The 13287-nt window shown below is 72.1% G+C and carries 8 protein-coding genes; 2 read left to right on the forward strand and 6 right to left on the reverse strand.

Annotated elements, in window-relative coordinates:
* Positions 1 to 6: 6 nt before the first annotated feature.
* Positions 7 to 1878, reverse strand: coding sequence for a S8 family peptidase (locus ACN27F_RS01965; protein ID WP_421430828.1), 1872 nt, complete (start codon positions 1876 to 1878; stop codon positions 7 to 9).
* 294 nt (positions 1879 to 2172) lie between these two features.
* On the opposite strand from ACN27F_RS01965, the gene ACN27F_RS01970 reads away from it, so the two are divergent.
* Positions 2173 to 6750, forward strand: a complete 4578-nt coding sequence (locus tag ACN27F_RS01970) for an HAD-IC family P-type ATPase (protein WP_421430829.1) — start codon at positions 2173 to 2175, stop codon at positions 6748 to 6750.
* Positions 6751 to 6762: 12 nt separating this feature from the next.
* The gene (locus ACN27F_RS01975; RefSeq protein ID WP_421430830.1) at positions 6763 to 7410 is read left to right on the forward strand and encodes a DUF1345 domain-containing protein; all 648 of its coding nucleotides are present in this window, start codon (positions 6763 to 6765) and stop codon (positions 7408 to 7410) included.
* On the opposite strand, the gene ACN27F_RS01980 is transcribed toward ACN27F_RS01975, so the two are convergent.
* The 5 genes from ACN27F_RS01980 to ACN27F_RS02000 form a co-directional block, all read right to left on the reverse strand.
* Positions 7382 to 8563 (reverse strand): alkaline phosphatase PhoX, encoded by a 1182-nt coding sequence (locus ACN27F_RS01980; RefSeq protein WP_421430831.1) that lies wholly within the window; start codon positions 8561 to 8563, stop codon positions 7382 to 7384. The genes ACN27F_RS01975 and ACN27F_RS01980 overlap by 29 nt on opposite strands.
* A gap of 157 nt (positions 8564 to 8720) precedes the next feature.
* Positions 8721 to 9230, reverse strand: a complete 510-nt coding sequence (locus ACN27F_RS01985) for a hypothetical protein (protein ID WP_421430832.1) — start codon at positions 9228 to 9230, stop codon at positions 8721 to 8723.
* Between the two features lie 147 nt (positions 9231 to 9377).
* Positions 9378 to 9992: a redoxin family protein gene (locus tag ACN27F_RS01990; protein WP_421430833.1), complete on the reverse strand. Its 615-nt coding sequence runs from the start codon at positions 9990 to 9992 to the stop codon at positions 9378 to 9380.
* A 3-nt stretch (positions 9993 to 9995) separates the two neighbouring features.
* Positions 9996 to 11474 carry an NADH-ubiquinone oxidoreductase-F iron-sulfur binding region domain-containing protein gene (locus tag ACN27F_RS01995; RefSeq protein WP_421430834.1) on the reverse strand — a complete coding sequence of 493 codons (1479 nt, stop codon included), beginning with the start codon at positions 11472 to 11474 and terminating at the stop codon, positions 9996 to 9998.
* Positions 11471 to 13087 carry a ferric reductase-like transmembrane domain-containing protein gene (locus ACN27F_RS02000; protein WP_421430835.1) on the reverse strand — a complete coding sequence of 539 codons (1617 nt, stop codon included), beginning with the start codon at positions 13085 to 13087 and terminating at the stop codon, positions 11471 to 11473. Before ACN27F_RS02000 ends, ACN27F_RS01995 begins: the two co-directional genes overlap by 4 nt.
* Positions 13088 to 13287: the final 200 nt, after the last annotated feature.

Here is a 13287-nt window from a genome sequence, read left to right on the forward strand (position 1 = left end):
AGGTGATCACAGTGACTGCAGCGCCCGCAACAGATCCACCAACCCACGACCCTGGAAGTGCCGGTCACGCCCGAGGGGCACGGCCGTGTCCAGCAGAACCTGCTTGACGCGGTCGGGCTGGCCGATGAATTCGCGGCGCACCGACAGGAAGGCCGCTGCCGCGCCCGACACGTGCGGTGCCGCCACACTGGTGCCCGACGCCGCCAGGTAGGCCGCTGTCTCCGGGCCGGTCGTACCGGCGACGACGGCCACCAGCCGGTCTCCCGCAGCACAGGAGACGATCCGTTCGCCGGGCGCGACCAGGTCGGGCTTGGCACGCCCGTCGCCCGTCGGACCCTTGGAGGAGAAGTACGACACACCGTAGGTGTGCGGCATCTGGCGGTGGGTGGACCCGACGGTGATCGCCCGATCGGCGTTGCCCGGGTCGTTGATCGTCATGCCGAGCGCGAACCGTGCCGGCAGGCCCAACGGTGCACCGACCGAGCCGTATCCGGAGTTACCCGCGGCGGCGACCACCACCACCCCGGACCGTACCAGTTTGTCTACTTCGCGGCAGATCGGCGATTGCCCGCACGCGAACCACTCCGGATCGAACTCGTAGCCGACGCTGAGATTGACGCCGTGGATGCGCAGCACGCGGTCGCTGCGCTCGTTGACCTGCCGGACGTACGCGAGTGCGCCGATCACCCGGGACACGCGCTCGGCCAGTCCGCCGCCGCCGTGCAGCACCTTGAGACTGACCAGCCGGGCCCGCGGCGCCACACCGACCATGATGGACGGATCCACGTAGGGCCGGGGCACCGACAGCGGCTCGGCAGGATTGTCTATATTGTAGTGATTATCGATAATTCGCACTACTCGATCCGGCTTCTCCCGCGCCCACTCGTCCACTCCGCCAGCGATGATCCCGGCCACGTGGGTGCCATGGCCGCTGTCGTCACTCAGCGCGCCGTCCGGGCACGGTTCACCGTCGGCCGCGAAGCTACGATGCAGATCGCGAACCTCAGGGGCGCTCAGGGTGCCGTAGCTGGCGAAGTGCGGATGCCGGGCATCGATCCCCGAGTCGACCACCGCCCACACGATGCGTTCGCCGGTGGCGTTGAAGGTACGCCGCGCCGCGTCGGCCTTGATGGTGGTCGCGGAGACGTCGATCTGCGGGCGCACCGGGAAGTCCGGCCAGATGCGATGGACGACCCGTCGGGCTGGGTCGTCGCTCACCGTGTCCGCTGCGACCAGCCGTTTCATCTGGTTCAGGCTGAGCTCGCCGACCAGGTATTCGCCGGCCAGCGGCCGGGGGTGCCGGCCGGCCGTGACCCGGTACCACAGCGCGGCGAGTTGCTCGACGGCCCGCTCGGGTCCGTCGGCGAAGCGCAGGTTGACGGCGGCCAGCACCGGCATCGGCTCGTCGGGACCGGCCGGGAAGCCGATACGCTCGCGGTTGGCCGCCCGCCGCAGCGGAGCGGCGATGATCCCGGGTGGGGTGATCGCCGGTTCGCGCCCGTCCGTGGCATCCGGCCCACCCGGCGACGCCGTCACACCCGTCACACCCGTCACACCCGGCGGAGCCGGTGGCTCCGGTTGGTCGCTTGGAACCTCGGCACGGGAAGCGACCTGCGCCGCGTAGGCCCGTCCGGCACCGGTCAGTGTCACGGTACGGGCGCCGGTGACCAGGCCGATGGCACGCAGCCGATCCAGCGCCTGCCGGACCTGCTGATGCCAGCGCGGTACACCGTCGTGGCAGCTACGGTCCGCATCGGTGAACGTGTGCCCGAAGCAGACGGCCACCTCGCGCAACACCGCCGCGATCCCGGGCAGCGGTCGGGGCCGTCCCGCCACGGCGAGCAAGGTACGGGTGGCCCACACGTCCGGCTCCGGCATGGCGGTCCCCTTCCCGCACCGCCGCGCCGGCCGATCCGCAGAGCCGACGATCGACTCCGTCAGGCACCGGGTCATCTCCGGGGATCAACGGACTACACCGGGGCGGCGACCATTCAAGCATAGAGCGATCACACAATTACTGAAAGTGACGATCGTCGCGTCTGTCGGCAATCGGCCGACCGACCGAAAAACCAGAAACCCGCTCGGGTCATTTCCCACGCCTCTACCGTGGGAGGGCAGGACCGACCACCACCGTCGCCCCCGGGCGGAACCGGCGACCGGGAGGTGAGGCGCATGCTGGAGCGTCCGGCAGCCACCATCAAGGCGGTGCGGCGGCGCCGGATGGCCCACGGCCGGCATGCCTGGGCCTACGACGGGCATGCGCACCTGGAGGTCAGTACCGACGAGTACGGCCAGGTGGTCGGCGACGTGCAGCGCATGGAACAGGCGCTGACCGCCGTCGACGGGGTGCACTGGGCCGCCTTCAACGGGGCGTTGTGCCGGATGGTGGTCCGGTTCGACCCGGGCCAGATCAGCGGGAGCCGGTTGGTCGACGTGCTGGCCGGGGCCGAGCGGGACTCGGCCGGGCGACCGACGGGTGGCACCCATGTCGACGCGAGCGTGGGTAACGCCGTGTCGCTGGCCGGTGACCTGATCGGCGCGGGTATCGGGGCGCTCGGCCGGGTCCTTCGGCTGCCCGCGATGCCGAACGAGATCGCGGCGTTGCCCGCCGCCTTCGAACACGTACCGCAGCTGCGTGCCTGGCTGCGTCGCGCGCTGGGGCCGGTCGGTGCCGACCTCGGCCAGGCGTTGTTCACCACGGCGGTGGCCGCCGCCTCGCAGCGCCCACTGACCAGCGTCACCGACGCCATTCTGCGGGCCGCGCTGATCGCCGAGAACTCGGCGTACCACGACGTGTGGGCGGCCCGAGTCCGCGAGCTGCATCCGGACGCACAGGCCAGCCGTGCGCCCCTGCTGCCGCCGCCGTCGCGGCCCCGGCCGCTGCCGGACGGACCGATCGAGCAGTACGCCCAGCGAATGAGCACCCTGACCCTCGTCGCCGCTGGCATCCTCACCGTCCTGCCGGGGGCCCGGCAACGCGCCGCCCGGGTCACCGCCGTCGCGTCGCCACGCAGCGCCCGCACCGGACGCGACGCCTACGCCGGCCAACTCGGCCGCACCCTGGCCCGGCACGGGGTCGTGGTACGGGAGGCGGCGGCGCTACGCCGGCTCGACCGGGTCGACACCGTGGTCGTCGACGCAGCCGTGCTGCTCACCGGACGGGCGGTGATCACCGCCGTGGTCCCGGTCACCGGCACCGAGGAGCAGGCCCGACAGGAGGCGGCCAAGCTGCTGGAGTCACCGGCGGGCGGATCCGCCGCCGAAAACGGCAGCGCACCCGTCGCCGACGGCGACGCATCCAGCTGGGCGCTCACCCCGGCGCACCGGCTCGACCAGCCGGTGCCGACCGACCTACTGGATCGCATCGCGGCCGACGAGGCCGGCGCGGACACCGACGGCGCGGGCCCGGCGGCCGACCGTGACGGTACCGCTCGCCACGGCGGCGACCTGCTCGCGCTGACCCGGGACGGGCGGTTGGTGGCCCTGGTACGCGCCGAAGCCGAACTGGACCCGCTGGCTACCGCGCTGACCGACGCCGCACGTCGGGTGGGCCGGTTGCTGGTCGCCGGTCGAACCGGCCGGCGTGGGCCGGTAGCCGTCTGCGGGCAAATCATCGCCACCCGCTGCCAGGCGCAGGGCACCGTCGCCGGCGGCGCCAAGCTGACCGCGTCGGTCCGCAGCCTGCAGCAGGCCGGGCACGGAGTCGCGTTGATCGCCGCCCGCAACGACGTGGCACTGGCCGCAGCAGACTGCGGCATCGGCATCCTCGCGCCGCAGACCCGCCGCCCGCCGTGGGGCGCCCACCTGATCTGCGGCCCCGGGTTGGAGGCTGCGTGGTTGGTGCTGGAGGCCGCCGCGCTCGCCCGCACGGTGAGCGCCCGCAGCGCACGCCGGGCCCTGTTGGGTTCGGTCGCCGCGGCCGCCCTGGGCGTGCTGGACGCCACGCCGCGCGGTGGCGCCCGGTCGTTGCTGATCGACAACGTCGCCGGCCTGGTCAACCTCGCCGCCGGCTACCGTGCGGCACGGGAACTGGACCACCGGTCGCTGCCGGTGCCCCAGGACCAGGTGCCCTGGCACGCCATGCCGGTCGACGAGGTGCTGTCCCGGCTGGACACCGACGTCGGCGGACTCAGTGAGGACCAGGCCGCGCGTCGACACGGTGAACGAGCCGGTGAACAGGCCGATACCGAGCAGCCACGTGGGCTGTGGCAGGCCGCTGCGGAAGAGTTGAACACACCCCTGACCGGTCCGCTCGCCGCTGGCGCGGGGGTGTCGGCGCTCACCGGATCGGCGGTCGACGCGGTGATGGTGCTCTCGGTGATCATGGCGAACGCGTTGCTCGCCGGAGCGCAGGAGGTGACGGCGGGACGGGCGTTGCGGCGGCTGCTCAGCGCCGGCGCGCTGCGGGTACGGCTGCAACGCGACGGCCGGCAGCGCTTCGGACCGGCCGACGACCTCGTGCCGGGTGACGTGATCTGTCTGGAGCCCGGTGATTCGGTGCCGGCCGACTGCCGGCTGGTCACCGCCACCGGGCTGGAGATGGACGAGTCCAACCTCACCGGTGAATCGGTGCCGGTGGCGAAGTCGGTCGCCGGCACCTCGGCGAACGTGGTCGCCGAGCGCGCCAGCATGGTGTACGCCGGAACCACCGTCGCGGCCGGCACCGCAGCCGCGGTGGTGGTGGCGACCGGGCGGACGACCGAGGCCGGACGCAGCGCCCATCAGGTACGTGACGATGCTCCCCGAGGTGGCGTCCAGGCCCGGTTGCGCCAGATCACCTCGGCGTCGGTGCCGGCTGCGCTGGCCGCCGCGGCCGCCACGCTCGGCAGCGGAGCCCTGCGCGGCCGGCTGGCCGAATCGGTCGGTTCCTCGGTCGCGCTCGCCGTCGCCGCCATCCCCGAAGGCCTTCCGTTCGTCGCGACCGCCGCCCAGCTCAGCGCGAGCAAACGGCTGTCGCGACACAACATCCTGATCCGCGACCCGCGGGCCATGGAGGCGCTGGGACGCGTCGACGTGATCTGCTTCGACAAGACCGGTACCCTGACCGAAGGCGCCATCCGCCTGCAGAGCGTCTCCGACGGCCACCACGCCGAAGCGGTCGACGCGCTCAGCACGGGTCACCGGCATGTCCTGGCGGCGGCACTGCGCGCCACCCCGGTTCCCGACGGCGATCAGCGGCTGCCCCATCCGACGGACCAGGCGGTCGTCGACGGTGCCCGGGTCGCCGGGGTCGGTATCCGGGAAGGCGCCGACGGCTGGCAGCTCGTCGACGAGTTGCCGTTCGAGCCGGGCCGGGGCTTCCACGCGGTGCTCGGCACCGGACCTGCCGGCGCCACGATCAGTGTCAAGGGTGCACCCGAGACGGTGCTGCCGCGCTGTGCGTCCTGGCGGCGTGGTGACGATGTCGTCCCGCTGGACCCGGCGCACCGCCGCGACCTGGACGCCGCGATCGACCGGCTCGCCCGCGACGGACTGCGGGTGCTCGCGGTCGCCGGCCGGGGCGCCTCCGGGCGGCGCGACCTCGCCGACGACCGGGTCGGCCAACTGGAGCTGCGGGGGCTGCTCGGCCTGGCCGATCCGCCCCGGGAGAGCGCAGCCGCGGCGGTGACCAGGCTGCGACGGGCCGGGATCACGGTGGTGATGCTCACCGGGGACCACCCGAGCACCGCGGAGTCGATCGGTGCCCAACTCGGCCTGCTCAACGGCAGTGCGGTGGTCACCGGCGGGGAACTCGACGCCACCGCCGACGACCAACTCGCCGACCTGGTCTCCCGGACCGCCGTCTTCGCCCGGGTCAGCCCGGCGCACAAGGTCGCGGTGGTCCGCGCGCTGCGCCGGGCCGGCCGGGTGGTCGCGGTCACCGGTGACGGGGCGAACGACGCGCCCGCGATCCGCCTCGCCGACGTCGGCATCGCCCTGGGCGACCACGGCACCAGTGCGGCCCGGCAGGCCGCCGACATGATCGTGGTCGATGGACGGATCGAGAGCATCGCCGAAGGGGTGACCGAGGGACGGGCGATGTGGATCTCCGTACGCGAAGCTCTCGCCCTGCTGCTCGGCGGCAACCTCGGCGAGATCCTCTTCTCCGTGATCAGCTCACTGATCTCCGGTCGGCAGGCGCTCAACCCGCGGCAGATCCTGTTCGTGAACCTGATGACCGACCTGCTGCCGGCGATCACCGTCGCCGCCCGACCGCCGCGCGGGGTGAGCGCGGACAAGCTCACCCGGGAGGGGCCCGAGTCGTCACTGGGCGCCAGTCTCAACGAGGAGGTGGCCCGGCGGGCGGCGGCGACCGCGCTGGCCGCCACCGGTGGTTGGCTGGCGGCCCGGTTCACCGGCACCCCGGCCCGGGCCAGCAGCGTCGGACTCGCCTCGCTGGTCGCCGCCCAGCTGGCGCAGACGGCGGTCGCCGCCAAGGGCGATCCGATGGTGCTGGCGGCAACGGGAGCGTCCCTGGGCGCCCTGTTCGGGGTGGTACAGACCCCGGTGGTCAGCCAGTTCTTCGGCTGCCGCCCGCTGGGCCCGATGGGCTGGTCGATCGTCGGTTGTTCGGCGGCCGCCGGCGCCGGGCTGGGGCTGCTGCCGCTGGAACGGCTGCAGCGGCTGCGGCGCACCCGGCTCGGCCGGTTGACGGCCGGCGTCAACCGGCGCGGTCACGGCCTGCGGCAGGGCCGTGGCCTGCGGTCACGGCACCACCGCTACCCGGTCCGTCGCCAGCGGTTGACCGGCGACGTCCCGGTCCCGGCCTGATCCCCGTCCGCGATGCACCGGTTCCAGGCGCGGGCCGCACGGCGACGCGGGAGCCTGCTCTCGCTCGCCGGCCTCGGCGTCGTGGTCGGCGTCGCCGTCGGGGTGACCGGCCCGCCGCTGCTGGGCCCGCTGGCCGGCTGGACGGTGACCGCGGCGGCGTACCTGTCGTGGCGCTGGCCGGTCATCTGGCGCTGCGACGCCGCCGCCACCGCTCGCGCGGTCGACCAGGTCGACCCGGGCCGGCTGGTGGCCGACGCGGTGCTGCTCGGGGCGGCGCTGGCCAGCCTGCTCGCGGTCGTGGTCGTGCTCGGCGCGCCCCGGGTGGCCCACGATTCGAGCAGCACCGCGCTCATCGCGCTGAGCATCGCCAGCGTCGTGCTGTCCTGGGCGGTGATCCACGAGGTGTTCACCGGTCGGTACGCCCGGCTCTACTACGGCGAACGGGCCGCAGGTATCGACTTCCATTCGCCGGAGCAGCCCCGGTTCAGCGACTTCGCCTACCTGGCGTTCACCGTCGGGATGACGTTCCAGGTCTCCGACCCGGAGCTGACCACCAGCACGATGCGGCGTACGGTGCTCAGCCACGCCCTGCTGTCGTTCCTGTTCGGTGCCGTGATCATCGCCGTCCTGATCAATCTGATCGGTGGCCTGGTGCGGTGAGGCGGAACGGACCGCTCACCTCGTAGGTGACGCCATCGCCGGACCGCCCGCCCGGGCCACGCTGCGAGGAAAAGTACAACCGGCTGCCGTCCGGGGTGAACGCCGGCCCGGTGATCTCCGAGTCGGGCTGGTTGAGCAGCCGGACGAAGGGCGCGACCACGCCGGCCGGCGTGATGATGTTGATCTCCATGTTGCCGCCGTCCTCCGCGACGAACAGGTCGCCGGAGGCCGAGCCGGTGATGTTGTCCACCCCGGTCAGCGGGGCGGTTCCGCTCGGCAGGGCGTTCGCGTCGTACGCCAGGTCGATCCGCTCGGTGCCGGCGTCGTAGGCCCACACCCGGTTGTCGCCCTTGGTGGTGAAGTAACAGACGCCGGCGGCGTAGTGACAGCCTTCGCCGCCGTCGAAGTGCTTCGCCGCGCCGACCTGCCAGCGGGTCGGGATCGGGAAGCCGTCCCGGTCGGGGATCGCCCGCCAGGTCACCGGACCGGAGGTGCCGCCGCCGGCACAGAGCACCTCCAGGCGCCCGCTGCCGAGGTCGCCCCAGGCGTCGGGGACGAAGCGGTAGAAGCACCCGTCGGACTCGTCCTCGGTGAGATAGACGACCTGCCGGTCCGGGTCGCAGGCGGTTGCCTCATGCTTGAAACGTCCCATCCGGATCCGTTCCTCGGCATCGCGCCCACCCTGCGGATAGGTTTCGAAGACCCGGCCGAGCGGCACCTCCTCGCAGGACAGCCAGCTCCCCCACGGGGTGGCCCCGCCGGCGCAGTTCACGTTGGTGCCGAACAGGATCCGGTACGCCCCGGTGATCGCGCCGGTCACGTTGAACCGGATCGCCGAAACCCCGCCGAGGAACGGGATCTCGGAGTTGGACACGTAGATCCAGCCGTCGCCGTCCGGGAAGCAGGCACCGCCGTCGGGGGCGTCGTGCCAGGTGAACGACGTGCCCGGCACCTGCTCACGGGACCGGGCAACGATCCGGGCGGAGAAGCCGGCCGGCAGCTGCAGCCCGTTCGCGTCGGGCGCGAGCAGGTCGCCGTACGGGCTGGGGCCGGGTTGAGCCACATCGGCGAATGCCTGCTGCCAGAGCACGCCGGAGAATGCGGCGGTGCCGGCGCCCAACGCGGTGGCGCGGATGACGGTACGACGGTCCACGGCAAGACCTCCACGGTGGTCGATATGTACGGATCGACCGGATCGTATGCGGGCCAGGCGTCGGGGACTGTGGTGCCACGTGAACAGCTGGTGACCGCTGGCCGTCGACCGCCGTGCACGGTCGAATCCGGCTACACCGCGGTACTCATACAGGCGGCTACACCGCGGTACTCACTTGTTGTTCGAATCGTTTGCGTAGCGCGTCCGCCCGCTGCGGGTCGGCGAATCCACGAAACGACTGTTCCACGAACTCCGTCGGCATCATCGCCTCGACCTGGGTACGGAAGTCCTGGTCGAGCTCGGTGAGGGTCAACTGTGGCGGGTCGGTGAGCTCGGCGACGATCGGACCGGCGTTCATCCGCGACAGCAGGTACGGCGTGCCGGGCGCGCCGGTGGCGCACAGGTAGTAGCCGTAGGCGGTGCCTCGGGCGTCCGCCGTACCGGTGGGATCGACCCGCCACACCTCTGCCGTGCACAGCATCCGTTCGTCCGGATTGACCTCGTGACCGTGCGCGGCGTGCTCATCGGCGGTGGACTGCTCGATCGTGGTGGCGATGCGCACCGCCGCGTCCTCGCGCACCTGGGCCTCGGTCATCACCGGAGCGGCGGACGCCACCGAGTAGTACAGCCCGACGGCGAACAGGGCGAGCACCGCCACCTCGGGCACCAGCCACCAGGCTGCCCGCCGGCGACCTGGTGACGAGGACCTCAACGAATCGACATCTCTCGACACAGTTGCCAGTGTCGCAGCATACGTCGCCGAAGGAAAGCGGCAACCTACCTGTAACGTGCCTGGCTCACCGGTGTGGTGCGTTCAGCCGACCAACGCGGCGACCTGCTGCTCGAACTGCAGGCTGTCCAGCCACCCGCGGTGCACCAACCGTCCGTCGGCGTCGAGGAACACGTACCGGCTCTGCTCGGTGATTTCGAACAGCTGCCACACCGCGCCGTCGGCGTCGTTGACGTGCGGAAAGTCATGCAGTTCGAAATCATCGACGAAGTCGCGCATCGCCGCCTCGTCGCCAAGCCCGGCCACGCCGACCACGGTGAGCCGGTCGCCATGGTCAGCGGCGGCGTCGGCCACCGACGGGGCCTGGCCCGCGCAGGTGGGACACCACGGTGCCCAGAACCACAGCACCGCCGGCTTACCGGCCAGGTCGGCGCCGTCGAAGGTGCCACCGTCGAGGGTGGCACCGGAGAAGGCGTAGTAGGCGACGGTGTTCCCCGCGTCGGCCGGCGGGCTACCGCCCGAGTCGGTGCCGGTAGGGCCCGCGCTGACGGCCGTACCGGCGCCGGAATCCGACCGCGTCGCCGTACCCGCGCAGCCGGCGGCGAACACCGCCGTGGCCAGCAGCGCGGCGATCGACGCGAGGAACCGCCGTCGGGCACCGTACGGTCGTGAACCGAGCAACGGTCGTGGATCGAGCATTGGTCAGTGACCGCCCTTGCCTTCGCCCAGCCGCAGCGCCAGCGCCGGACACATGTAGACCGCCTTTCGGGCGCCGGATTCCAACCATACCGGCACCGGCGACGGCGGGAACGCCGGATAGCCGTTCGCGTCGAGGCGGATGAACTCAGGTACGACGTGGGCGCACAGACCGTGTCCGTCACAGCGGGTCCAGTCGACGCTGAGCCGCTTGGTGCCGCCCGACGGCGCGTCGGCAGGCAGCGGCAGGATCCCCTTGACCGGCTTGCCGCAGCCGTCGCCCTGGGCATGTGCGGCGAGGTCGTCGGCGAAGACCTCCAGCGCCGACGTCGCGAACCGGGATGTGCCGTCCGGATGGCTGCAGGCGCCACGGCCCTTCACCACGCTGGCCGCTGCCCGGACCACGTCGACCGCGGCGCTGCCGATGACCAACGAATCGACCGCCCGGGCCAGATCGGGCAGGCCCAACCGGCATGGCCCGCACTGGCCGGCCGACTCACCGGCGAGATAGTGCACGACCCGCGCGACCTCGCCCAGCGGGCAGGTGCTCTCGCCCAACGGAATGGTGATCCCCGCACCGAGCGTGCCGCCGACCTTGGTGAACCCCTTGCGGGACACCTCGACGGTGGCCACCGCCTGCGGGGTGATCCACTTACCGTGGAAACCGCCGATCAGCAGCCCGGGGCCGACCGGTGCCTGGCACAACTCCAGGATGTCGCGCAGCGGCGTGCCGGTCGGGCATTCCACCACCGCGGGTCGGGCGGCCGAACCACCGATGGTCAGCATCACGGTGCCCGGCTCGTCGGGTAGCCCGACTGCCGCGTACTCGTAGGGACCGAGCCGGGCGGCGACCGCCAACTGCGAGTAGGTCTCCGCGTTGGACAGCAGCGTCGGCAGGCCGGAGACGCCCGAATCGCTGGCCCGCACCTTGACGCCCGGCGGGATGTGCGGGAGACCGTTGATCCCCCGGACCAGCGCCCCGCCCTCGCCCGAGATGAATCGGTGCGGCACGGTCACGATGCTGGTCGGCGCGGGCATCCGCCGTTCCGACAGAGCTGCCGACAGTGACGCGCCGCCTACCCCGTCGTCGGCCACCCCGATGACGATCTCGTCGGCTTCCAGCGCGAAGGCGGCCAAGGCCGCGCCGTCGAGGATCAGATGCGGCGCTCGGGTGAGCAGTACCTTGTCCTTCCAGCTCGCTGGCTCCCCTTCGGTGGCGTTGACCACCACCACGATCGGCTTGTCCTGTTTGTCGGCGGACTCGACGACCGCGGAGACCTTACGGTGGAACGGAAAACCGGCTCCGCCGCGGCCACGCAGCTCGATCGCCTCGGCCAGGCGCGTCAGGTCGGTGACGGACAGCGGGCCGACGCCACCGTGCACCTCCTCGTGCGCGCGCAGGTCGAGTCGGCCGAACTCCTCGAAGCCGGCGGTCAGCCGGGGCGGGCCGATCGTGGCGACGGGCGGGACCGTTGCCGTGCTCAATTCGCTTCTCCTCGGAGCTGGGTCCAGTACTCCTCGTCGTAGTCGTCATCGCTGTTCTGGCGACGTCGCGAGCGCCGGCCGGCGGAATCCGTGGCGGCGGCACGGCGTGCCCGCCGCGAGGCCAGGTCCACCAGGGTCGGTGTGTCGTCCGGTGGCAGATAGTCGTCTTCGAGGTCGGCGCCGGCCGGGGGCAGCGGCTCGGGGGCAGGTTGGCTGCGGTGGCGCGACGCCCGGGTGCGCGCTGGCTCGCTGGACACCGGCCGGTCGTCGAACCGTCCCCGGGGGCCCGCGCCGGACACCGGCCGGTCATCAGCGAAGCGGCTACGCGCCCCCGCGCCGGACACCGGCCGGTCATCAGCGAAGCGGCCACGGGATCCGACCGCCTCGTCCGGCGAGGGACGCCCGTCGTAGCCGTCGTCGTAGCCGCGGTCGTCGTCGACGTAGCGCCGCCGGCCACCCCCATCCGGCTCGGCGGCGTAGCGCCGGCCGGACACCGTGTCGTCGTCGCGGTAGCGGCGCGTGTCCTCATCGGCGTAGCGCCGGCGGGCGGTGTCCGTGCGCGACCCGTCGCGATCGTCGTCGAGCCGACGGTACTCGCGGGTCGCCTCGGCCGCCGGACGCGGCCGTGGGCTCGGTCGAGGCACCTCGGGCACCCGGTAGCGGTCGGCGGAACCGGGCGAAGTGGAGCGCTTCGCGGCCGCCGGCACCCACGAATCGATCATGTCGGCCGCGCGGTCGCCGAGCTGCCCGAACCGGGCGGTCACCGGCTCCAGGCCGACGCCGTCTGCACGGCCGCCACGGCGACGTGCCGAGCCGGAACGGGAACGGGAGTCGTCGGCCATCTTGCCGACCGGCTTCATCGACGTGCCGGTGGCCTGGGACACGAACGGCTTCTTCTTGCCGACCCCGGTGGCGAAACGGACCAGCAAGGCGATGACCACCAGGAGCGCGCAGCCCAGATAGCTCAGGGTCACCCAGGTGGCCGGCGGCCGACCGGCGCCGAGCCCGTGCATGATCCCGATCGGCCAGGCCACGTAGGCGCCGCTGTGCAGCGCCCGCCACATCCAGGGTGGACCGACGCCGACGAACCGCACCCGGGCCAGGCCGGTCCAGAGGATGGCGAACATCAGGTACGCGGCCACCGTGCCGAATCCGACGTAGATGGCCTGGCCGCCGCCGAGGAACGGGATGAAGGCCCCGACCGTCGAGACCATCCCGGTACTGATCTGGGTGACGATGTGCAGCACCAGAAAGGTGATGGACATGATCCCCGTGGTGCGGTGCGCGGACTGCAGCAGCACCCGGTGCCGGGGAAGCAGCACGATCCGGTCGGTGGCCAGCAGCCCGATCATCACCGTGAGGCTGAGCGCGACCAGAGCAAAGACCCCACCGAAGAAGTCCATGAAGAAGAAGGCGTAGACGTAGGCGATACGTCCGGCGGGCGTGAGCATCGCCAGGGCCCAGAAGATCGCCAGCACCGAGGCCGAGAGAATCAGTACCGACAGCCGCGACGGTGCCCGCCCGCCGCTCAGTTCGGGCCTGGGGCCGGCGGGTCGCTGGTTCTGGTTCGTCCGCGCCATGTGCTCCTCGATCTCCCGCTCGGTGCCATCCACGCACCACGCCGGCCGGACTCCGTTCGCCCGGTCCACCGCACGTGCTCTGCCCTTGGCATGGCGCCGGAGAAACCGTACCGCTTCTCGGTCGTTTCGCCCGCTCCAGTGCCCGTCCCTCACCATCTACGTACCGGAAGCGCCGGCGGATGAACACCACCAGGATTTGCTTGTGCCATGTCCGCTCTGCCGGGAACCTCCAG

Origin of the sequence: Solwaraspora sp. WMMB335, assembly GCF_049179075.1 — a bacterium.
GTDB lineage: Bacteria > Actinomycetota > Actinomycetes > Mycobacteriales > Micromonosporaceae > Micromonospora_E.

Coding starts and splice junctions, on each gene's coding strand:
- ACN27F_RS01970 (WP_421430829.1), top strand. CDS start 2,173: ATGCTGGAGCGTCCGGCAGCCACCATCAAGGCGGTGCGGCGGCGCCGG.
- ACN27F_RS01990 (WP_421430833.1), bottom strand. CDS start 9,992: ATGCTCGATCCACGACCGTTGCTCGGTTCACGACCGTACGGTGCCCGA.
- ACN27F_RS01965 (WP_421430828.1), bottom strand. CDS start 1,878: ATGCCGGAGCCGGACGTGTGGGCCACCCGTACCTTGCTCGCCGTGGCG.
- ACN27F_RS01975 (WP_421430830.1), top strand. CDS start 6,763: ATGCACCGGTTCCAGGCGCGGGCCGCACGGCGACGCGGGAGCCTGCTC.